Raw genomic sequence first — 21,625 nt, forward strand, 5'->3', positions numbered from 1 at the left:
TTCCTATTTACAGTTAAAAATCAGACTCAAACAATTCTATAATTAAAAATTAGTCGATTATTTGAACTATGGCGACCTTTCCATTCTTTGTAGCTACAGCTTTAATAATTACTCTTAATGCATTGGCTATTCTTCCCTTTTTGCCAATAACTTTTCCTACATCAGTTTCTGAAACTTTTAGCTGTAAGATAATCGATCTTCCCTCTCCTACTTCATTGACTTCAACCTTATCTGGTTCGTCAACTAAAGCTTTTGCAATATACTCTAATAGTTCTTTCATTTTTCACCTCTACTTTTAAAAAACCTATTTGGTTTCAATTCCGGCAATGCTTAGTAATTTCTCCACAGTTCTTGTGGGAATTGCACCTCGCTTTAGCCATTTCTCTACCTTCTTTTTCTCAATTTTAACTTCGGATGGCTCAGAAAGTGGATTATATGTACCAACAATTTCAATAAATCTGCCATCTCTTGGCATCTTTGCATCTGCAACAACTACTCTATAAAAAGGTTTCTTCCTTGCCCCCCTTCTTGTTAGTCTGATTTTAACTGCCAATAACACCTCCTAATTTATTTTTATTTATAGATTAAGGGAATTATAACACTTTTTTGAAATTTATCAACTATTTAAACTTTTCTTACTCATCTTAAATAATAAAAAATTATTAATAATCACTTAAGTTAAATGTTAAAAATAATTACTAAATTATGCAATTCTTTCTGAAACAATCTTTGAAGTGCCATCTGGATTCATTGATACACCATATAATACATCAGCCATTTCTATAGTTCTTCTTTGATGAGTAATTATTATGAGTTGGTGTTGTTTTTTAAATTTCTTTACTAAATTTATAAATCTTTTTAAATTTACTTCATCAAGAGCTGCATCTACTTCATCTAAAATATAGAAAGGACTTGGCATAAGCTTAAATAATGCAAAAATAAAAGCAATAGAAGCTAACGCTTTCTCACCACCTGAAAGAAGGGAAATTGCTCTATTTTTGATTCCACCAACATTTACCTTTATATCAACTCCATTTTCTTCTTTATTTTCTGTCTTGATCAATTCCAGATGTGCATCTCCTTTTGGGAAAAGTGTTTTAAAAAGCTCTCTAAAATATATGTCCACTTTTTCAAAAGATTCTAAGAAAAGATTTTCCATCTGTTTGCCCATTTCTGATAATAATTTCAATAAGTCTCTTTTTGCATTCGTTAAATCTTTTATCTGTTCATTTAAAAATTTTCTTCTATCATCAAGCTTCTGATAATCTTCTAATGCAATCGGATTTATTGGACCTATTTCATATAATTCTGCTTTAAAATTATTTATCCCCTTCTGTATTTTTTCTATGTCTAATACCTTAATAGACTCCTTAACTGCTTTATCTATAGATTCATAACCCAATCTTCTTAATTCATTAGTTTTAGACTGTATATTTATTTTTAATTGAGCTTTATCTAAATTTAAAATTTGGTATTCTTCTCTCAGTTTCTCTATCTTTTCTTTTTTATATCTTACTCTTTTACTAATTTCTTCTCGCTTGATCTCATAATTTTCAAGTTTGCTTCTATCTCCTCTATTAATCTCTTTCAACATTTTAGCAATATTTCTTGAAATATTTTCCATCCTGATAAATATATCTTCTAAATAATTTGCCTTTTTTCTGACATTTTCCACTTCATCAAGAGCTTTTTTTCTATATGCTTTGTCACTTTTTATAATAATATCTTTTTTTCTCAAACTATTAAGCTTAACTTCAAGGTTACTCTTTCTTTCCTCAAGCACAGATATTGAGACTTCTATAGAATTTAATTCACTTAAAATATCTTTTTCATCATTTATTAATTTATTTATCTGTTGTGGAATATCTTTAATGTCTGAAAATCCTTTCTCTAACAAACTCAAAATAGATTCATATTTTTTAGAGATTTCCTGGTTATTTTTTAGCTCTGATTTAATATTTATTAACTTTGACTCACTATAATTTATAATCTCCTCAATTTTTTTGTTTTTAAAAGAAATATTTGATGTAGTATCCCTATTCTTATTTAATATATCTATGGGTTCAGAAAAGATTGATTTATATTCACGAATTTTTAAAATCATCTCATCAATATTCTCTTTTAACAGATTTAGATTTCTGGATAATAATGGTAGACTATCAGAAGTTTTAGTTGATAACTTTAAAAGCAAAGATTGTAATTCCTCTTCTTGTTGATCATAAATTATGTTTTTCTGAGCTATTTTTTCCCTTATTTCATATAGGTGAGTATTTTTTTCTCTTTGTTTCTCTTTTTTAGATTTTATCTTATTTTCTATATCTTCCAATTTTGATTTAAATACATTTATATCTAATTCATCTGTAACTTTACCCCGACTCAGAACTATACTTAAATCCTGCCACCCTTTAATCATTGATTTTAAATATTTGCTTTTCTCTGATACCAAAGATTTCCAACCTTTTATAGTAACTGTATTTTTTTCTATTTTATATAGATAATCAAAATCATTTTGAAGTTTATCTGAGAGATCTCTTATTTTTTCCGCAATTTCATTTTTAGTAGATTCTAATTTATTTAAGTCTGTTCTTAAATTATCAATTTCTGCTCTTGTTATTTCCTCTTTTTCTATAATACCTTCTTCTCTATTTTTAAGATCACACAGAATTGTGACGGTTAATGATAATTCCTTCTCCCTTAATTGTTTTTCTAATTCTGAAAATCTTTGAGCAACTTCAGCCTGCTTTTTTAAAGGCTTTAGTTGTCTATTTACCTCAGATACTATATCTTTCAATCTAAAAATATTGACATCAGTCTTTTTTAGTTTTCTAAAAGCTTTTTTCTTCCTTATTTCGTATTTTGTTACACCACAAGCATCCTCAATGAGATGCTTTTTTTCCTTAGGATGACTAGTTAAAACATTATCAAGTTCACCCTGATTTATAATTGATTTAAATTGTTTGCCCAATCCAGCACTGGCAATAAGAGACTTTATGTCAATAAGTCTACAAGGTACATCATTCAATAAATACAAATTGCTTTCATCTTTAGAAGCTTGACGTTGGATTGAGACCTCTTGAAAATCTAAAGGTAGAGTATTATCTTCATTATTTAGAACTAATCTAACAGTGGCAATATTAAGAGGAGACCTTACAAGACTTCCCAAATAGATAACATCTTCCATGCTTATACCTCTGAGTGATTTGGGGCTTTGTTCTCCTAATACCCAGGAAATTGAATCAACAATATTGCTTTTCCCGGCTCCATTTGGACCAACTATTGCTGTAATTCCTGGATTAAAGACAATTTTAGTTTTTTCAGCAAATGATTTAAATCCGTATAGTGTAACTTCTTTTATAAACATGCTACAAATTTTAGAATAAATTATTTATATATTTTTAGAAATTTTCATTAATGCTAATTTTGCTGCTTCTTGTTCAGCATCTTTCTTGCTACTACCCCATCCCTCACCAATCACTATTTTATCTAAAAAGGTTTTTGCTAAAAACATTTTAGCGTGGTCAGGTCCTTCTTCTTTTAAAATTTTATAACTTAACTTACCAACCTTCTTCTGGGATAGAATCTCCTGCAGTCTTGTTTTATAATCATCTAAAAAGGGTTTTTTTACCTCATCATCTATTTTTTTAGAGTATAGATTGATAACCCACTTTTTTGTCTTTTTAATACCTAAATCTAAATAAATAGCTCCTATTAATGCTTCTAAGGCATCGGCCAGTATGGAATCCTTCTTCCTCCCACCTGATCCATCCTCATTTTCTCCTAAAATAATTACTTTTCCTAAGTCTATATCTTTAGCTAATTGAGATAATGTATCACCACTCACTAAATTTGACTTTATTTTTGCAAGTTCTCCTTCATTTTTTGTTGGAAATTTCTGATATAAATAAGAAATGATTATTAATGAAAGAACTGAATCTCCTAAAAACTCCAATCTTTCATTTGTTTCTGTATTTTCATCAATATCATGTAAATAGGAGCGATGAGTTAATGCTTTAATTAAAATTTCTTTTTTTTTAAATACCAGTTTTTGATCTTTAGCCCAGTTTATTATTTGCTCTGTATTCATATATTCTATACTTTTAAAAATTAAAAAAAATTATCTAATCAGTTAGTTTATCACAAACAAGTTCGGTTGTTAAAGATAATCAAATGCATTTCAAGATTTTCTCTCATTTTCTTTTAATAAAATAAAAGCCTTTAGTAATAAATAATTGCTAAAGGCTTTTAGTTGACAAAGTTAAAAAATTTAGAGATTAAACTGCAGACTGAATATAATTTATTACATCATTTACACTTAAAACTTTTTCTACATCCTCATCTGGTATTTCTATATTAAATTCCTCCTCTATAGCCATAACTATTTCCACTATATCTAACGAATCTGCACCGAAATCCTCTAAAAATTTTGATTCAAATGATATTTTTTCCTCTTCAATATCTAAAACATCAGTAATTAATTTTTTTAATTTTTCAAAAATTTCATCCCTTTCCATATTACCTCCAAATATTTTTTTAATTCTTTTGACGAGAAATATCCTTTTTAGTTTCAAATAAATATAGTTATTTCCTATCTATCCTCTTTCAAATACTTACTTATTTCACTTTTTAAATTGATTATCATTTCACTATTTATCACTTGTTTAGCAACTCTAATAGAATTTTTTATTGCTTTAGATTTTGATCTACCATGAGCTTTTATACAAATACCATCTATTCCCACAAGTTGAAGACCACCATATTCTCTGTAATCAAATTTTTTCTTTAAACTTTTCAGTGAGGGCTTTAATAGATATGCACATATCTTACTTACTGTATTAGTGAGAAATGTATCTTTTAATTGATTAAATAGCATTTCTGCAGTTCCCTCCATAGATTTTATAACAATATTTCCTATAAAACCATCACATACTATAACATGGGCTTTTCCATCTAATATTTTGTGACCTTCAATGTTTCCAACAAAATCTTTAATTGATTTAGAAATTAACTCATATGACTCTTGGACTAAGTGATTTCCTTTTGTTCTTTCTTCCCCTATACTCAGTAAACCAACCTTAGGTTTAACATCCACTAACAAATTTTTATATAAAATCTTCCCCATAATAGCAAATTGTAATAAATATATTGGTTTACAATCAACATTTGCACCTATGTCAATCAATAGTATTGGATTTTTAACAGTGGGTATAAATGCAGCCAATGCGGGTCTTTTTACACCTTTTATTCTCCCAATATTTAGAATAGCTGAGGCCATAACTGCTCCTGTTGGACCTGCAGAAATCATTCCATCTGCCACTTTATCTCTTACTAGTTTCGAACAAATATTTATAGAACTCTGTTTTTTTCTTCTTACAACTATTGCAGGACTTTCATCTTGCTCTATCTTTTGAGTAGCATTTAGAACTGATACCCTCTTCTTATCAAATATTTGCTTTGATAATAAACTATTTATCTTTTCTTCTTCACCAACAAGAATAATACTGAAATCTTCTTCTTCTAAAGATAGAATTGCTCCCTCAACTATCTCTTCGGGAGCATAATCACCTCCCATGGCATCTATTGCAATTGTAATTTTTTTTATTTCTTTTTTATTCAACCTTTAATTTTCCTTGCTAGTTACATGTGACATCCTCTCTCCAATTAATTCCATAAAAGAATTATTGAAGAATTTGAATATAGTTTCTCCCTTTATATTTCACTCAATTCCCCTCCCTTTATGGGAGGGGGTAGGGGGAGGGTAAAATGTCTTCGAAACCATGTCACAAATCTCAAAAAGTACAAATTTTATAAAAAGATATATTTAAATATCAAGTGCTTTCTTTAAACTATCAATTGAAACCTGCTCAGTAAGTATTTCTCTTAACCTATCTACCTTCTGAGGTTCATGTATTCTAAGATGTCCCACAATCTTCTCTGTTTTTTCAACTGTTGTAAGTGTGTCATAAGGTACTAATACCATAGGAACTCCTAATTCCTCCGCTCTTCCCAAAACGATAGCACTTGGTTGAAAACCGCCAGTTAAAATAAGGCACTTTGTTGAGGTTTCTAATGCTGCTAATTGAACATCAGCTCTATCTCCTCCTGTAATAACTGCTTTATTTGCTACTCTTCTAAAAAATCTCAATGCCTGTTCTTGACCCATAGCTCCAACCATAAATGCTTCAACAAGTTCATCTACAAAATCATGAGCACATAATACTTCTCCATTAAGATTCGTTGATAAATCTTTAACACTAATTGAGGAAAGCAGTTTATTTTCGATTACTGTACCAAAGACTGGGATGTCATTTTTATTTAAATAGGGAATTATATTCTCATCTATATATTCTATTTCGTCTCTTGGAATTATATTTATAATTACACCCAAGAAATGTTCTTTAAGTTGTTTTTTTATGAATAGTATCTCATCAACCATTCCCCATTTATATTTTGTTACTAAAATTACTTTTGAGGGAATCTCCTTGCATATTTGGGGAACTGAAACTCCTAATGCCAAACCATCATTTAGACTTCGGGCTCCTTCCATCAAAATTAAATCTACATCTTTAGACACCATTTTATGTGCTTCAACTATTTTATTCATTAAATTAGGTATTTCACCTCGTAAACCCTCAGTATATAATTCAGGAGTCAATATAATTGGTGAGTGATGAGATAAAATTTCACAAGTTCCCAAAACCTCACACATAAATTCAGCATCACCATCCATTATTGTATCCTTAACTTTTTTAGGATGTGTTCCAACAGGTTTAATAAAATTTAAATTATATCCCTGATTTTTCAAAATTAATCCTAATCCAGCACAAATTGTGCTTTTACCCGAAAATTCCTCATTTGAGACTATATAACATGTAACCATTTAATCACCCTCCTAAAGAAATTCTTACATCTGTAGCTACAGACCTTTTTCCTTTATCATAAACCATTAAAGGATTTATATCCATTTCTAAAATATTGGGAAAATCAGTTACTAACTGTGATAGCCTAAGTAATGAGTCTACTATTGAATCAATATCTGCTGATTTCTCTCCCCTTATTCCACGAAGAAGTGGAAAAGATTTTATCTCAGATATCATCTCCCAAGCCTCACTCTCAGTTATAGGAGCAACCCTAAATGAAACATCCTTTAATGCTTCTACATATATTCCTCCTAATCCAAACATAAGTAATGGACCAAATTGAGGATCTTTGTTCATCCCCAATATGACCTCCCTTTTAGCACTAATAAATTCTTGTAATATCACCCCCAATATTTTTGCATTTGGCATATATCTCTTTGCTTCCCATATTATATCATCAAAAGAATCTCTTAATTCCTGCTTATTCTTTATTCCAATCTTAACACCACCGACATCAGTCTTATGTAATATATCTGGAGAAGCAACTTTTAAAACAAGTGGATAACCAATTCTTTCTGCTATCTCAGTAGCCTGATTAATGTCCTTGGCTAATTCTGTTTTTGGTATTCTTATACCATACGCTTTTACAACCTCTCTTGCTTCTTCATCACTTAAAAATCTTTTGTCCTCAGAAATAGCGGTTGCAAAGATTTTTTGAACTTTTTCCCTATCAACATCAAATTTCTGATAAATCTTCTCTGGACTAACTACATATTTATGATATCTATTCATTGCAGCTAAAGATGCGATGGCTCTTTCTGGAAAGTGATAATTTGGTATTGAATTATCAATTAATATCTCTACACCTGCTTTTACATGATCTTTCCCCATAAAGCAAGCTATAATAGTTTTTTCTGTTCTCTTTGAAAGTTCAGCTAAACCTATTGCAGTTTCTTTTATCTGAGTTGGGGCTGCTGGAACCAAAATTGCTATCAGTGAATCAACATTTTCATCATTGATCAGCAAATTCGCTGCTCTTAAATACCTTTCTGCTAATGAATCCCCTAAAACATCCACTGGATTATAAACATTAGCTGCACTTGGTAGAAAACTTCTCAATCTATCAATTGTTTCTGAAGAAAATTGTGAAAGTATGATCCCATTTCTTTCACAAGCATCACTTGCCATTACTCCAGCTCCTCCAGCATTTGTAACTATTGCAGCTCTTCTTCCCAATGGTAATGGTTGATAAGCAAGTGCAACAGAATAATCAAATAAATCCTGAACTGATTGAGCGTGAATTACACCACTTTGTTTAAAAGCAGCATCATATGCAGCTTGCGAACCAGCTAAGGTTCCAGTATGTGATGAAACAGCTTTTGCACCTGAATCTGTACCACCAGATTTTACAAGAATTACCGGCTTCTTTTTTGAGACTTCAGAGGTAACTTTTATAAATTTCTCCCCTTCAGTTACTCCCTCTAAGTAACCAGTAATGGCCTTTGTTTTTGGGTCTTTTAAAAAATCCTCAAGAAAATCAACCTCGGTTAGATCAGCTTTATTTCCTAAACTTACAAATTTATGAAAACCTATTTTCTCCCCTATTGACCAATCCAAAATTGCAGCACACAATGCACCAGACTGAGAAAAGAATGAGATATTGCCTTTTTTTGGAGTATGAGTAGTGAAAGAAGCATTATATGGACTATCGGTATTTATTATTCCCAAACAATTCGGACCTACGATTCTAATTCCATTTGATTTTGCTATACTTGCTACTTCTTTTTCTAACTTTGAACCTTCAATTCCAGCTTCCTTAAAACCAGCAGAAATTATTACTGTAGCTTTCACCCCTTTTTTACCACATTCTTCCATAACTTTTGGAACAAATTTAGCAGGAACAACTATAACTGCCATCTCAACATCTACTGGAATATCTAATATTGAAGGATAACATTTAATAGCATGAATCTCATCAGCTTTTGGATTAACTGGAAAAAAGGGTCCCTTAAATCCTGAATTTCTAATGTTATCGAATATTAAATGTCCTACTTTATGTTCTTCTCTCGATACACCAATAACTGCTATAGAACTTGGGTAAAAAAGAGATTTAAGGCTCAAGTATCAACCTCCAACTTCTATTTTTTCTTTTTCTTTTCAACCTTTATTACTTCCATTTTATTATAATAACCACAATTAGGACATATTCTATGCGGAACTTTAGGTTCATGACATTGAGGACACTCAACTAAAGTTGGTAAGTTTAATTTATGATGTGCTCTTCTCTTATTTCTTCTCGATTTTGAAGTTTTTCTCTTAGGAACAGCCAATTATATACCTCCAAACCATTCTATTTTTTTTACTGTTCACTTAAGCTATATTTTCCCATACAAAATACTTATGAAAATATATCATAAAGTCTATAAAATCAACTAAATTATATAAAATGTTAAATAAAATCTATAAATTGTAATTTAACTCAGTAATTAAAAAACTTTTACTTCTCTTCTTCTATAGTTTTTCCCGATAGTTTATCTCTTCCCTTTTCAATTGATAAAAGAAGTTTTTGAAGAGTTGCTTCTAAGTTAGCTAACTTTGAATCTATGTAATCTTCAGCTTCTAATCTTATCCCTCTTGCTTTTGTCTCAGCTTGTTTGATAATTACCTCTGACTCTCTATGCGCTTTCTTTATTATTTCAGTTTCTGAAACCAACTTATTTGCATTTTCTTGTGCTTCTTTAACAATTCTATCTGCTTCTTTTCTTGAATCATTTAGTACTTGATCCCTCTCTTTTACAATCCACCTTGCCTGTTTGAATTCCTCTGGAAAAGATGCTTTTAATCTATCCAGGAATTCATAGATCTTTCCCTCATTTATAATAATATTTGAGGTTAGAGGAAGTCTTTTACTTTTTGAAATCAAATCTTCGAATTCTTCGATTACTTTTAATGCATCCAAAATAACTCCTTTCTAAAAATCCTAATAGATTTTTAGATATAATAAATCATTTTAATAAAAATTTAAAGAAATATACGAATAAATTAAGTTAAATTAATCCTTATTTTCTCCCAAAGTCATAATAATTTAATCTCTATTTTTTTTATATTGATTATAATATCTAATTAAATCATTATTTATCTCTGGTGGTATCAAATTTTCAATACATCCGTTAAATCTTAAAACTTCTTTTACAGCACTTGAACTTAGAAATGCGTAATCAGTTTTGGTTACCAAAAATACAGTCTCAATTTCTGGAGCTAATTTATGATTCACTTGTGCCATTTGAAACTCATATTCGAAATCTGATGATGCTCTTAATCCCTTAACTATAACTAATGCTTTTTCCTTCTTTGCTAAATCAACTAATAATTCATCAAAGTGACAAACGTCAATATTCGGATAAGGTTCGATCACTTTTTTTAATAGCATAACCCTCACATCTACTGGAAAAAAGGGGGTCTTTCTTGGATTCTTAGCAACTGCTACAATAACCTTATCATATAATTTCGATGCTCGTATGAATATATCTTTATGACCTGATGTAACTGGATCATAACTTCCTGGACAAATTGCTACTTCTTTCATAACCCACTCCTAAAAATATTTATTTATTTAAAATTTCTAAGACTTTAGCTTTTTATATATATCTATAAAAAGACACTACTGACTCTCCAACCTTTGTGTCTTTTATGAGTTTCAACTTTTTAAAAATTTCAGAAAAGGAGATCCTTTTAGAATGATGATAAATTAGTTCCCCACCCATAGTTAAAAGCTCGCTTTTAACTATCTTTTCTAAAATATTTTTTATCCTAACTTCATTTATTTTATATGGTGGATCACAAAATATGATATTAAATTTTAATTTTTTGTTGGCTAAAATATTTATAGATTTAGCTACATCCATAATAAATACATCAGACACATCTTTAAATGATGTATTTATTATATTCTGCTTTAAAAAATTTGCAACAGTATAATCCTTTTCTATAAAAACAGCTCTTTTTCCCCCTCTGCTTAACGCTTCAATTCCCAATGAACCTGAGCCAGCATATAAATCTAATATATATGCATCAACTACCTTATTTGAGAGAGTATCAAAAACCATTTTCTTAATTCTATTTGTCATAGGTCTTGTAGATAAACCTTTTTTACATTTTAATTTTCTTCCTTTAGCTTTCCCTGCAATAACTCTCATAAAAAATTAAAAAAATAATTTTTAGTTAAATTTGCCAGAATTTATTTTCTGGATATTCAAAATTTAAAAAATTTATCAAAACTTTTGTGATTGGTGAACTGAGCGAAATATCATTTTTTATAATGGAAAATGCGTCCTTTCTTGATTTCTCTAATATTTCCTTGTCTCTCACAATACTTGATATTTTTAAATCTGGAATACCCCATTGTCTTTCACCAAAAATTTCACCTTCTCCTCTTATCTCTAAATCCTTATTTGCTAACTCAAACCCATCCTCTGTTTTTAAAAATGAATTTATTCTCTTGAATGCTTCATCAGTCTTTAAATCTGCAAATAAAATACAATACGATTTATGTTCCCCTCTTCTAATTCTCCCTCTTAATTGGTGTAATTGAGATAATCCAAAGCGATCAGCATTTTCTATCAACATTACTGTTGCATTTTTCACATCTATTCCAACTTCCACAACGGTAGTTGAGATAAGAACATCAAGCTCCTTGTTTTCAAATCTCTGCATTATCTCCTCTCTTTTTTTAGAAGATAATTGTCCATGAAGTATTTCAACATTATATTCTTTAAAAACTACCTGCTTTAACTCTTCAGCTTCTTTTATTACTGATTTAACTTTAAGTAAATCTGAATCCTCAATTAGTGGGCAAATAACAAATGCTTGTCTACCCTCATTTAATTCACTTTTTATTAAGTTATAAGCTTCTTCTCTCTCACCTGGATGGAAAAGTCTTGTTTCAACACTTCCTCTACCTGGTGGCATCTCATCAATAATTGAAACATCTAAATCGCCATACATTGTTTGAGTAATAGTTCTTGGAATTGGTGTTGCAGACATGATTAAAACATGTGGGTATTTACCTTTACTTTTTAACTGTTTTCTCTGAGCAACCCCAAATCTATGTTGTTCATCTACAATAACTAATCCTAAATTTGAAAATATCACTCTTTCCTGAATTAATGCATGAGTTCCAATAACTATTTGATTTCCATCTTCCTTAATTTGCTTTAAAATTTTTAACTTTTCATTGGGTAAAGTTGAACTGCTTAGAAGAAGTACTTCAAAAGGATATTTTTTTAGCATTTTCTTAAAGTTCTTAAAATGTTGCCATGCTAAAACCTCGGTAGGGACCATTATTGCAGATTGATAACCATTCAATGATGAAATTATCATAGAAATCAATGCAACTACTGTCTTTCCGGAACCAACATCTCCCTGAAGTAATCTATTCATAGGGATTGGTTTTGAAATATCTTCTTTTATTTCATTAATAACTTTTTTCTGAGCTGCTGTGAGGTTAAAGGAAAGGCTTTTTATAAATTTTTCAATCTTCGGTTTATCTACATCCATCACTACCGATTTTAAATCTATAGTCTGGGACTTCTTTCTGAGAGCTAAGCCCAATTGTAGAAAAAAGAGTTCATTATAAATCAGTCTATCTTTTGAGATTTTCAATGAACTAAAAGAGCTTGGAAAATGGATTTGATTTATGCAATTTGATAAAGATGTAAGAAAATCCTGTCTTATCTTGATTTTATTTGGTAAAGGTTCTGGTAAAACTCCATACTTTGAAAGAATTTTGCTAAAAATCCTTCTTAAATTTTTAGTACTAATTCCAGCAGTTGACGGGTGTTTAGGTATTATTCTGCCAGTATGAATTTGATTTCTTTCACTCTTTATATCTAAAATGTCATAAAGAGGATTCATTATCTGAAGCTCATTAAATTTGTATTTTACTACACCACTATAAGCTACAAAAGTTCCCTTTTTTAATATATCAGCAATATAGTTTTGGTTAAACCAAATGCCTGTTATGTATCCAGTTTTATCCCATATATATATTTTTAACAAATCCTTTCTACTTCTTGTTCTGCTCTTATCTACTCTTTTTACCACCCCTATAATTGTTATTTCTTCTCCCTCCTTAACATCACAGATCTTTTTTACTTTGGAAAGATCCAGGTATGTCCGTGGAAAATGATAAAGTAGGTCTTTTGTTGAAAAAAGATTTAATTTACCTAATTTATTAATTGTGGCATTACCGATTCCTACTCCCCTTATTTTTGATAAAGGTTTATAAAGAAACAGTTGGTTCTTTATGTTGTTCTCCTTGGGAAGAATTGATTCGAATTCACGTTCATAATGAAAATTTGGTGTTGATGTTATTCCTCCAAAATGGTTGTATTTGTCTTTAATATTTTCAAACATTTTAAAAAGTTATTTATAAGTAAATAAAATAAACTGATATGACAAATAAAAAGAATATCTTAATAAATTACTCAATGGATATTAAAAATGGATATAATGGCTGACCACCATTATGAATCTCTATTTCCTTATCTAAAAATTTTCCTTTAAGCTTATTTTCAATTTCCTTTTTTTCCTTATCAGCCACATCTTCTCCACAATACAGAGTTATTACCTCACTTTCCTCATCTAACATTTTTTCAATCAAAGAAATTGTATTTTCTATTAAGTCATCTCCTATAACTACAAGTTCATTATTATAAAATCCTATCACATCTCCCTTTTTAATATCACCAACAGAGGATTTCGTTTCTCTAACCGCAAAAGTTATTTCACCAGTTTTAATATAACTTAAGCTTTCCTCCATTGATTTAACATTGACATCCATTTCTAAATCTTTATTGAAGGAGAGCATAGTAGAAAATCCCTGTGGAATTGATCTACTATTTATTACAGCAATATTTTTTTCTGTTAATTCTTTAACCTGAATAGCTGCAGGAATTATATTTTTATTATTTGGAAGTATGATTACATTTCTATTGGGGAGACTATTTACAGCTTTTGCAATATTAGCTGTACTTGGGTTCATACTTTGACCACCATCTACTATTATATTTACACCTAAACTTTCGAAAATAGCTTTACTACCATCACCAATGCAAACTGATACTACTGCTATCTTATCTAACACTTTTTCGTCAATTTTTTGAGCTTCAGCTTGATCTTTCATATTATCTATCTTTATATTATGAATTTCACCTTCTTTTAAGACCCTTCTTATTACTAAATTGGGTTCATTAGTATGAACATGGACATGGACATTTTTACTATTACCTACAACTAGAACTGAATTTCCTCTTTTCTCAATATATTTTTTTAACTTGTTAATATCAATATTTTCACCTTCTAATAGAAACTCAGTACAATATGTATAAGTTAATTCTTCTTTTTGTTGTCCCAAGCCCATAAATTCAACTCCTTTTGTAACTACTGTGGGTTTTAATTCCTCTCCTTTTAATATACTTAACATTCCTAAAAAGATTATATATAATCCTTGCCCACCAGCATCTACAACATCAGCTTCTTTTAATACATCTAAAAGCAAGGGTGTTCTCTCTACCGATTTTTTAGCTTCTTCTACAATTTTTTCAAAAAAATCTTTTATTGTTTTACTTTTTTTTGATACATCTTTTGCAGAATTAGCAATATCTTTAATAACAGTTAACATTGTTCCTTCAACTGGCTTCATTACACCTTCATATGCTACTTTTTTACCAAGTTCCAAAGCTTTTGTAAGATCTTTTATATCTACTTCTTTCTTCTTTCCAATATAATTAAATATTCCACGAAAAATCTGCGAAAGTATTACACCAGAGTTACCTCTCGCTCCTAAGAGAGAGCCTTGAATTACAGCATTAGTAAGATTTTCCATAGTTAATTCATTTATGGATGATAATTCTTGAAATACAGATTGCATTGTTAGAACCATATTTGTACCAGTATCACCATCAGGAACTGGAAAAACATTTAGTTCATTTATTTCTTCCTCATTCTTTTGCAAGTAAGCAAATCCGGATTCCAATAAATTATAAAAATCATTTGAAGATAGTACTTTGGCCAAACTAATTACATCCTTTTTGAACTTCTTGTTTATTATTTAAAAAATTATTTTATATTTACCTTCTGTATATTAATATCTACTTTTCCAATTGGTAAAGATGTTAATTTTTCAAGATTAAACCTAATTGAATCTCTTAAACTATCAGCAACCTGCTTGAGATTCGTACCATATTGGACTATAACATGAATTTCAATATTAACTTTATCTTTATCTCTACTTACAATTACACCTTTACTTTGATGTTCTCTATGTAGAAGTTTTATTATACCTTTCTTTAAGGATGGGTTTACAAATCCTATAACACCATAACATTTACTTGAGACATTACTTACAATTTCAGCAATAGCAGTGTCAGATATTCGTATTTGACCACGAGATTCCTTGTTAAATTCCAATATATTACCCCCAAATCATAATATTTATTTAATAGTAATATTTATTTTTAAAGTATTAAGAGTTGTAAACACATCTCTTAAATAGTTCAATTAATTTTTAAATTAATATCACTTCTATAATCAATATTTGACGATTAATAATATTTTATTGTTTCCTTAAGTAAAAGAGAATGACGCTTGTTGCAAAAAATATTTCATTTTCGCTAAACCTCTCTAGTAAATTTTAACAAAATTTATAAAACTATAAAAATTTAACATTTTATTATTGTAACAACAAAAATGTAAATATATTTGATTTTTTTAAATAATAGTCATATAATTTCAAACTTACAAAGTAAAAATATATATTTGATATTGAAAAATAATTTATAATTAGGTTATATAATAATTTTTTTATAAACACTTATAAAAATACATAAAGAGAAATATTATGGCAAGAATTTGTGAAATTTGTAAAAAAGGACCAGTATCAGGACATCAAATTAGCCATTCTCACAGGAAAACTAAGAGAAAATGGCTACCAAATCTCCATACAGTAAAAGTAAAAAAGGATAACCAAGTAGTTAAAATCAAGATATGTACTAAGTGTCTTAAAGCTGGAAAAGTAGAAAAAATAGTGAAGTAATATACAATTACTATTTGTTTTATCCATTTTTTATTTTCTATTTATATTTTAATAATTACCTCAATATAAATTTTTCTGTTACCTCACCTGTTTTGATATTAAAGAAAGTTAATTCATTATCATGTAAGATTGCTCCAGATGCAGGTTTTTCATCTAACGAAATGCTTGCACTACCAGGATTTATGAAATAAGCATCCTCTATTTTTTCAAATGATTTACGATGAGTGTGACCTGTTGCGATAATATTATACTTATCTTTTTTTGCAAGTTTAAGAAAATCTTCCCTGCTCATATTATGCCCATGATTTATAAGAATTCTAAAAGGTTGAGAAACAATATAGGCAATTGGACTTTGAATGGGTCTTTCTATTGCTATTTGGTCTACCTCACTATCGCAATTACCTTTACAGAAAATTATAGGTTTTTTCGATTCATTTAATAGCTGTGCTGCTTTCTTTGGATTATAGGATTTCTTAATTGGATTGAAAACACCATGATTTAATATATCACCACAATGCAGAATAAAATCACAATCCTTAAAAATCTCGAGACTTTTTCTAATGGCTATATAATCGCCATGAGTATCGCTAAATATTCCAATTTTCATAATTAAAATTTAATTTATTTTATTTCTTTTAACAAATTTGACATTTCAATAGCTGATATAGCTGCTTGATATCCTTTATTACCCATTTTTGTTCCTGCTCTTTCTATAGCTTGCTCAATAGTGTCTGCAATTATAATTCCAAATGATACTGGTATCTCTAAATCTAAACTGACTCTTTCAATTCCTCTTGTTACTTGAGAAGCTACATATTCAAAGTGAGGAGTATCCCCTCGTATAACTGCTCCCAAACATATGATAGCATCATATTTTTTTGTAAGTCCTAACTTTTTTGCAATAAGAGGTATTTCAAGACTTCCCGGAACATAAGCTATCTTAATGTTTTCCTCTAAACATTTATGTCTTTTTAAAGCATCTAATGCCCCTTCTAAAAGACGATTGGTTATAAAATCATTAAATCTGCTTACCACTATTGAAAACTTTAAATCTTCTGCTATTAAATGACCTTCAAATTTCTTTTCCATTTATTCTCCTTTCTAAAAAATTATAATTTTTTACTATTTCAATTTTAATTTAATTCTTTTAGAGATTTGTGACTATTTTTCGATACAATCAATTAAATGAGAAAGTTTATCTCTCTTTGTTTGTAAATATTTGATATTTTCTTTATGTGGTTTTACTACTATTGGAACTCTTTCTGTTATTTTTAACCCGTATCCCTCAAGCCCCACAATTTTTCTTGGGTTATTTGTCAATAATCTTATTGTTGATAATCCTAAATCAACCAATATCTGGGCTCCAATTCCATAATTTCTAAGATCTGCTGAAAAACCTAGTTCTTTGTTTGCTTCAACAGTATCTAAACCTTTGTCTTGCAGTCTATATGCTTTCAATTTATTTGAAAGTCCAATTCCCCTTCCCTCTTGCTCCATATATAGTAAAACACCTCTTTCTTCATCTTTTATCATCTTAAGAGCTTTAGACAACTGTTGACCACAATCACATCTTAGAGACTTAAAGACATCTCCAGTAAGGCATTGAGAATGTACTCTAACTAAAACATTTTGTTTATTTGTCACCTTACCTTTTTTCAAGACTACATGAACTTTCTCATCCAAAATTGATTGATATACAATAATATCAAATTTACCATATTCTGTTGGAAGTCTTGCTGTTGATATCTTTCTAATTAATCTTTCTCTTTTTCTCCTATATTCAATGATAGATTCTACTGTAACAATGGGCATATTAAACTCTTTTGCTATTTTTTCCAACTGATTTAATCTAGCCATTGTTCCATCATCATTCATTATCTCGCATAAAACACCAGCAGGGAAAAGACCTGCTAATCGAGCTAAATCAATAGCAGCCTCTGTATGTCCCGCCCTCTTAAGCACGCCACCATCCTTCGCTCTTAAAGGGAAAACATGCCCGGGCATACTTATATCTTCTGTTTTTGTTTTAGGATCAATTATTGTTAAAATTGTTGCAGCACGGTCAAATGCAGATATTCCAGTTGATATTTTATGTTTCGCACCAACAGAAACTGTAAACGCAGTTCCATGTTTCGATGTGTTCTCAGTTACCATATCAGGTATCTGTAGTTCATTTAATCTAGAACTGATACAAGGCATACAAATTAAACCTCTACCAAACTTTGACATGAAATTTATATCCTCAGGAGTAACCTTCTCAGCAGCCATTATGAAATCACCTTCATTTTCTCTGTCTTCATCATCAACCACTATTACCATTTTGCCTTTTTTAATTTCTTCTATTGCCTTTTCAATTGTGACTATGCTCATATTATTTCTTTCCTGTAAAATTTTTTCTTTAAATTGTTATTAGTAATCTCTTTATTTTTATATCTATCTGAAATAAATTTATAGCAATATTTCGCAAGAACATCTGCTTCTAAATTTACATTATCATTGATACTTTTATTACCTAAAGTAGTATTTTTCAGGGTGTAAGGAATTAAATTAATTGAGAATTTTCTAATAAAAACATCCATTATGGTCAAACTAATACCATCTACAGCTATCGATCCCTTTTTCACTATATATTTCGCCAATTCTGGTGAGTGAGAAATCTCAAATATATTAGAACCTCTTTCCCTTTTTATTTTTATTATTTTTCCAACTTCATCAACATGTCCTAAAACAATATGACCTCCTAATAAGGTTCCAAGAGTAATAGATCTTTCTAGATTTACCTTTCTTCCCACCTTAAGATATTTTAATGTGGTTTTTTCATATGTTTCAGGTAAGATATCAACACCAAACAAACCATGTCCAATCTCTGAAATTGTAAGACATACTCCATCTACACTTATGGAATCACCCAATTTAAGGTCTTCATAAATTTTTTTGCAAAAAATTCTTATAAAACTTTTTTCTGGAGATAGTCTTACTTTTTTAACTATTCCAATTTCTTCAATTATTCCAGAAAACATTTTTCCTTTTTCTAATCCGCTTAAGAAATTTTACTAATTAATTTTTATTAAATAGGATAAGCTTCAATTAACACATCATCCCCTATTCTTTCTACCTTTGAGAAATTAAGTTTTTTAGTATCTACTATTCTTACAATTTCTAAGTCACCGATAGTTTGAAAAGCATTATATCCGCCAATTATCATAGGAGCGATAAAAATATGAAATTTATCAACCAAATCTTGTTTAATAAATGATGTAGAAAGTGTTGGACCGGCCTCTATTAGGACAGATGTTATCTCTTTCTCACCCAATATTTTTAGTAATTCATTTAAATTTACTCTGTTTTTTAGCTCAATATTCTCATTCTTGTTTTCATTAACTATTAGAATCTCTGCTCCAAGTTCATTTATTTCTTTAGCTTTTTTCTTGTCATAATGCTTGGTTGTTGCAATAATTAATTTTGCTTCATTAGCAGTCTTTAATAATTTTGAATCCAATGGAAATTTAAGTTCTGAATCTACCACAATTCTTATAGGATTTTTTTTATTCTTGCCATATCTCACTGTAAGTAAGGGGTCATCTGCTAATACTGTCCCTACTCCAGTTAATATACTATCAAATTGACTTCTTATTCCATGTACATATTTTCTTGAAATATCTGAGGTAATCCATTTAGAATCTTTTGTTTTAGTGCACATCTTACCATCTAGACTTATTGCCATTTTCAATGCAATAAAAGGTATCTTTTTTGTAATATGTTTTATGTAAATCTCATTTTGTTTTGATATTTCATCTTGTAAAAATCCAACTTCTACCTCAACTCCTCCTTCTTTTAGCTCTCTTATTCCCTTACCATTTACATTTGGATTAGGATCAATCATTCCAACTATTACTTTTGTTATTCCACTTTTTAAAATTGTCTGAGTGCATGGTGGTGTATGACCATAAAAACAACAAGGTTCAAGAGTCACATACATAGTGGCTCCTTTCAGAGAAACATTGCAAGAATGTAGGGCTTCTACTTCTGCATGATTAAATCCTCTTTTTTTATGATATCCTTTTCCGATTATCTCATCGTTTTTAACTAAAACAGTTCCAACCAGTGGATTGGGGCTTGTATTTCCCCTTGCTTTCTCTGCTAATTTGAGTGCAATATTCATATATTTTTTATGTACTTCTCTTTTAATATTTTTCACCTATTGAACTTACTTTTATATAGATTTTTCTACTTATCAAAATATTTTCCTTAAATAAAATAAGCGCCAAGGAGAAAATTCCTCGACGCATATATAGAATCTTCTCCCATCCAGACTATACTGTCGGCTCTGGAATAACCAGATCTGCCAAAAAGGCTCGCGGGCTTTTACCGCCGGTAGGGAATTACACCCTGCCCTGAAGATTTTTATCTTTAAAAAATGTAATGATATTATATACTATAAAAGCTATTATTTTTCAATATTTTACCAAAAAATATGTTCTATATTTAAATAATTTTAATTAGTTTTTTTAAAGCAATCCTATTTTTTCTTAAATAATTTAATTAGCTACCAATTCCTTCTTTAATTTATTCAATTCTCTAAAACCTATAATTCAATTGAAGAGAAATTTTTTATAGCTTCTTCTGTATCACTGGATTTATATATTGCTGACCCAACTACTAAAATATCAGTTCCGGCTTTTAATAATTTATGAGCATTATTTAAATTTATTCCGCCATCAACTTCAACTTTAACTTTAATGTCTTCTGAATCAATTATTCTCCTAATTTTTCTAATCCTTTCATAGGTTTTTTTTATAAATTTTTGACCTCCAAAACCAGGAAAAACAGACATGACAAGAAGAAGATCAATATTTTTTAGGAAATTAGTTATATTTTTTATAGGGGTATCAGGATTTACAGCAAGTCCCACTTCAACCCCATATTTTTTAATCTCCTTTATAATATTTAATATTTCTATTGATGATTCTGATTCATAATGAATAATTATGCAACTGGAGCCAGCATCTATAAAATCTTTTATATATCTTTGTGGTTCTTGGATCATTAAGTGAGCTTCTAAAGGAATATCAGTAATATTTTTTATTGCTCTAACAATTGGAATTCCAAAAGAAATATTTGGTACAAAATGTCCATCCATTACATCAATCTGGATAAAATCAGCATAAGGCTCTATTTTTCTGATCTCATCCTCTAAATGTGTAAAATCTGCATCCAGTATTGAAACTGACAATTCATATGTTTTATCTTTTTTATTAACCATAATAAAATTTAAGTTTTGTTATAGGTTTGTTACAAAATTTCAAAGTATTCTATTTCAGGATGTCTCCTCTGTTTACTCGATAACCCCGTAAGAACTCGATATCTTTCATCTTCCTTCTATCCTGAGGTTGCAATATAAAAGGACGAATTAAATAATCTGATGTTGCAATAAATAACCCTTCTTTTGGTGAACATGTCACTACTGATCCTGGAGGAAGAGTTGATTTTCTATTAATTATCTGAGATATAAATATTTTAAGATTTTTACCTTTAATGGATGTTTGAGCACCAGGGGTAGGATTTAAAGCTCTTATTTGATCATGTATTTTCTTTGATGGACTATCCCAATTTATAGTTGCAATTTTTTTCGTGATTTTTTTAGTATATGTAGCCAAACTATCATCTTGTATGA

23 protein-coding genes and 1 riboswitch are annotated in these 21,625 nt (G+C 29.5%); of the genes, 1 reads left to right on the top strand and 22 read right to left on the bottom strand.

The window, feature by feature from the left end:
• Positions 1 to 49: 49 nt before the first annotated feature.
• From KKC53_01750 to KKC53_01820, 15 genes are all read right to left on the bottom strand, one after another.
• On the bottom strand, positions 50 to 280 hold the full coding sequence (locus tag KKC53_01750; GenBank protein ID MBU2597894.1) for a KH domain-containing protein: 231 nt from the start codon (positions 278 to 280) through the stop codon (positions 50 to 52).
• A 24-nt stretch (positions 281 to 304) separates the two neighbouring features.
• Complete coding sequence (gene rpsP / locus KKC53_01755) at positions 305 to 553, bottom strand: 30S ribosomal protein S16 (GenBank protein MBU2597895.1); 249 nt, start codon at positions 551 to 553, stop codon at positions 305 to 307.
• A 150-nt stretch (positions 554 to 703) separates the two neighbouring features.
• Positions 704 to 3,361: an AAA family ATPase gene (locus KKC53_01760; protein ID MBU2597896.1), complete on the bottom strand. Its 2,658-nt coding sequence runs from the start codon at positions 3,359 to 3,361 to the stop codon at positions 704 to 706.
• 24 nt (positions 3,362 to 3,385) lie between these two features.
• Entirely contained in the window at positions 3,386 to 4,084 is a 699-nt protein-coding gene (rnc, locus tag KKC53_01765; protein MBU2597897.1) for a ribonuclease III, read from the bottom strand.
• 187 nt (positions 4,085 to 4,271) lie between these two features.
• Entirely contained in the window at positions 4,272 to 4,511 is a 240-nt protein-coding gene (gene acpP, locus KKC53_01770) for an acyl carrier protein (protein ID MBU2597898.1), read from the bottom strand.
• Positions 4,512 to 4,585: 74 nt separating this feature from the next.
• Positions 4,586 to 5,614, bottom strand: coding sequence for a phosphate acyltransferase PlsX (gene plsX / locus KKC53_01775; GenBank protein ID MBU2597899.1), 1,029 nt, complete (start codon positions 5,612 to 5,614; stop codon positions 4,586 to 4,588).
• A gap of 204 nt (positions 5,615 to 5,818) precedes the next feature.
• Complete coding sequence (locus KKC53_01780; GenBank protein MBU2597900.1) at positions 5,819 to 6,877, bottom strand: phosphotransacetylase family protein; 1,059 nt, start codon at positions 6,875 to 6,877, stop codon at positions 5,819 to 5,821.
• 4 nt (positions 6,878 to 6,881) lie between these two features.
• Entirely contained in the window at positions 6,882 to 8,978 is a 2,097-nt protein-coding gene (locus tag KKC53_01785; GenBank protein MBU2597901.1) for an acetate--CoA ligase family protein, read from the bottom strand.
• A 17-nt stretch (positions 8,979 to 8,995) separates the two neighbouring features.
• A complete protein-coding gene (gene rpmF / locus KKC53_01790; protein MBU2597902.1) occupies positions 8,996 to 9,187 on the bottom strand; it encodes a 50S ribosomal protein L32 in 192 nt (63 codons plus the stop codon).
• A gap of 167 nt (positions 9,188 to 9,354) precedes the next feature.
• Positions 9,355 to 9,816, bottom strand: coding sequence for an ATPase (locus KKC53_01795; GenBank protein ID MBU2597903.1), 462 nt, complete (start codon positions 9,814 to 9,816; stop codon positions 9,355 to 9,357).
• A gap of 126 nt (positions 9,817 to 9,942) precedes the next feature.
• Positions 9,943 to 10,443: a pantetheine-phosphate adenylyltransferase gene (gene coaD / locus KKC53_01800; GenBank protein MBU2597904.1), complete on the bottom strand. Its 501-nt coding sequence runs from the start codon at positions 10,441 to 10,443 to the stop codon at positions 9,943 to 9,945.
• A 52-nt stretch (positions 10,444 to 10,495) separates the two neighbouring features.
• Complete coding sequence (gene rsmD / locus KKC53_01805) at positions 10,496 to 11,053, bottom strand: 16S rRNA (guanine(966)-N(2))-methyltransferase RsmD (protein MBU2597905.1); 558 nt, start codon at positions 11,051 to 11,053, stop codon at positions 10,496 to 10,498.
• A gap of 25 nt (positions 11,054 to 11,078) precedes the next feature.
• A complete protein-coding gene (gene recG, locus KKC53_01810; GenBank protein ID MBU2597906.1) occupies positions 11,079 to 13,271 on the bottom strand; it encodes an ATP-dependent DNA helicase RecG in 2,193 nt (730 codons plus the stop codon).
• 67 nt (positions 13,272 to 13,338) lie between these two features.
• A complete protein-coding gene (locus tag KKC53_01815) occupies positions 13,339 to 14,931 on the bottom strand; it encodes a DAK2 domain-containing protein (protein ID MBU2597907.1) in 1,593 nt (530 codons plus the stop codon).
• Positions 14,932 to 14,975: 44 nt separating this feature from the next.
• Complete coding sequence (locus tag KKC53_01820; GenBank protein ID MBU2597908.1) at positions 14,976 to 15,326, bottom strand: Asp23/Gls24 family envelope stress response protein; 351 nt, start codon at positions 15,324 to 15,326, stop codon at positions 14,976 to 14,978.
• A 430-nt stretch (positions 15,327 to 15,756) separates the two neighbouring features.
• Between KKC53_01820 and rpmB the strand changes: the two genes are divergently transcribed.
• Positions 15,757 to 15,951, top strand: coding sequence for a 50S ribosomal protein L28 (gene rpmB, locus KKC53_01825; GenBank protein ID MBU2597909.1), 195 nt, complete (start codon positions 15,757 to 15,759; stop codon positions 15,949 to 15,951).
• Positions 15,952 to 16,006: 55 nt separating this feature from the next.
• Here the strand turns inward: rpmB and yfcE are convergent, their stop codons facing one another.
• From yfcE to KKC53_01860, 7 genes are all read right to left on the bottom strand, one after another.
• Positions 16,007 to 16,558 carry a phosphodiesterase gene (yfcE, locus tag KKC53_01830; GenBank protein MBU2597910.1) on the bottom strand — a complete coding sequence of 184 codons (552 nt, stop codon included), beginning with the start codon at positions 16,556 to 16,558 and terminating at the stop codon, positions 16,007 to 16,009.
• Between the two features lie 14 nt (positions 16,559 to 16,572).
• On the bottom strand, positions 16,573 to 17,040 hold the full coding sequence (ribE, locus tag KKC53_01835) for a 6,7-dimethyl-8-ribityllumazine synthase (GenBank protein MBU2597911.1): 468 nt from the start codon (positions 17,038 to 17,040) through the stop codon (positions 16,573 to 16,575).
• Between the two features lie 72 nt (positions 17,041 to 17,112).
• Positions 17,113 to 18,321: a bifunctional 3,4-dihydroxy-2-butanone-4-phosphate synthase/GTP cyclohydrolase II gene (locus KKC53_01840; GenBank protein MBU2597912.1), complete on the bottom strand. Its 1,209-nt coding sequence runs from the start codon at positions 18,319 to 18,321 to the stop codon at positions 17,113 to 17,115.
• The gene (locus tag KKC53_01845; GenBank protein MBU2597913.1) at positions 18,318 to 18,971 is read right to left on the bottom strand and encodes a riboflavin synthase; all 654 of its coding nucleotides are present in this window, start codon (positions 18,969 to 18,971) and stop codon (positions 18,318 to 18,320) included. The genes KKC53_01840 and KKC53_01845 overlap by 4 nt, the downstream gene beginning before the upstream one ends.
• Before the next feature lie 47 nt (positions 18,972 to 19,018).
• The gene (gene ribD, locus KKC53_01850; GenBank protein ID MBU2597914.1) at positions 19,019 to 20,113 is read right to left on the bottom strand and encodes a bifunctional diaminohydroxyphosphoribosylaminopyrimidine deaminase/5-amino-6-(5-phosphoribosylamino)uracil reductase RibD; all 1,095 of its coding nucleotides are present in this window, start codon (positions 20,111 to 20,113) and stop codon (positions 19,019 to 19,021) included.
• A 130-nt stretch (positions 20,114 to 20,243) separates the two neighbouring features.
• A riboswitch (FMN riboswitch) is annotated at positions 20,244 to 20,357 on the bottom strand.
• Positions 20,358 to 20,536: 179 nt separating this feature from the next.
• The gene (rpe, locus tag KKC53_01855; protein ID MBU2597915.1) at positions 20,537 to 21,214 is read right to left on the bottom strand and encodes a ribulose-phosphate 3-epimerase; all 678 of its coding nucleotides are present in this window, start codon (positions 21,212 to 21,214) and stop codon (positions 20,537 to 20,539) included.
• Positions 21,215 to 21,263: 49 nt separating this feature from the next.
• On the bottom strand, positions 21,264 to 21,625 hold a 362-nt coding region (locus KKC53_01860; GenBank protein MBU2597916.1), incomplete at its 5' end, for a hypothetical protein.

It is taken from the genome of Actinomycetota bacterium (assembly GCA_018830725.1).
Lineage (GTDB): Bacteria > Actinomycetota > Humimicrobiia > JAHJRV01 > JAHJRV01 > JAHJRV01.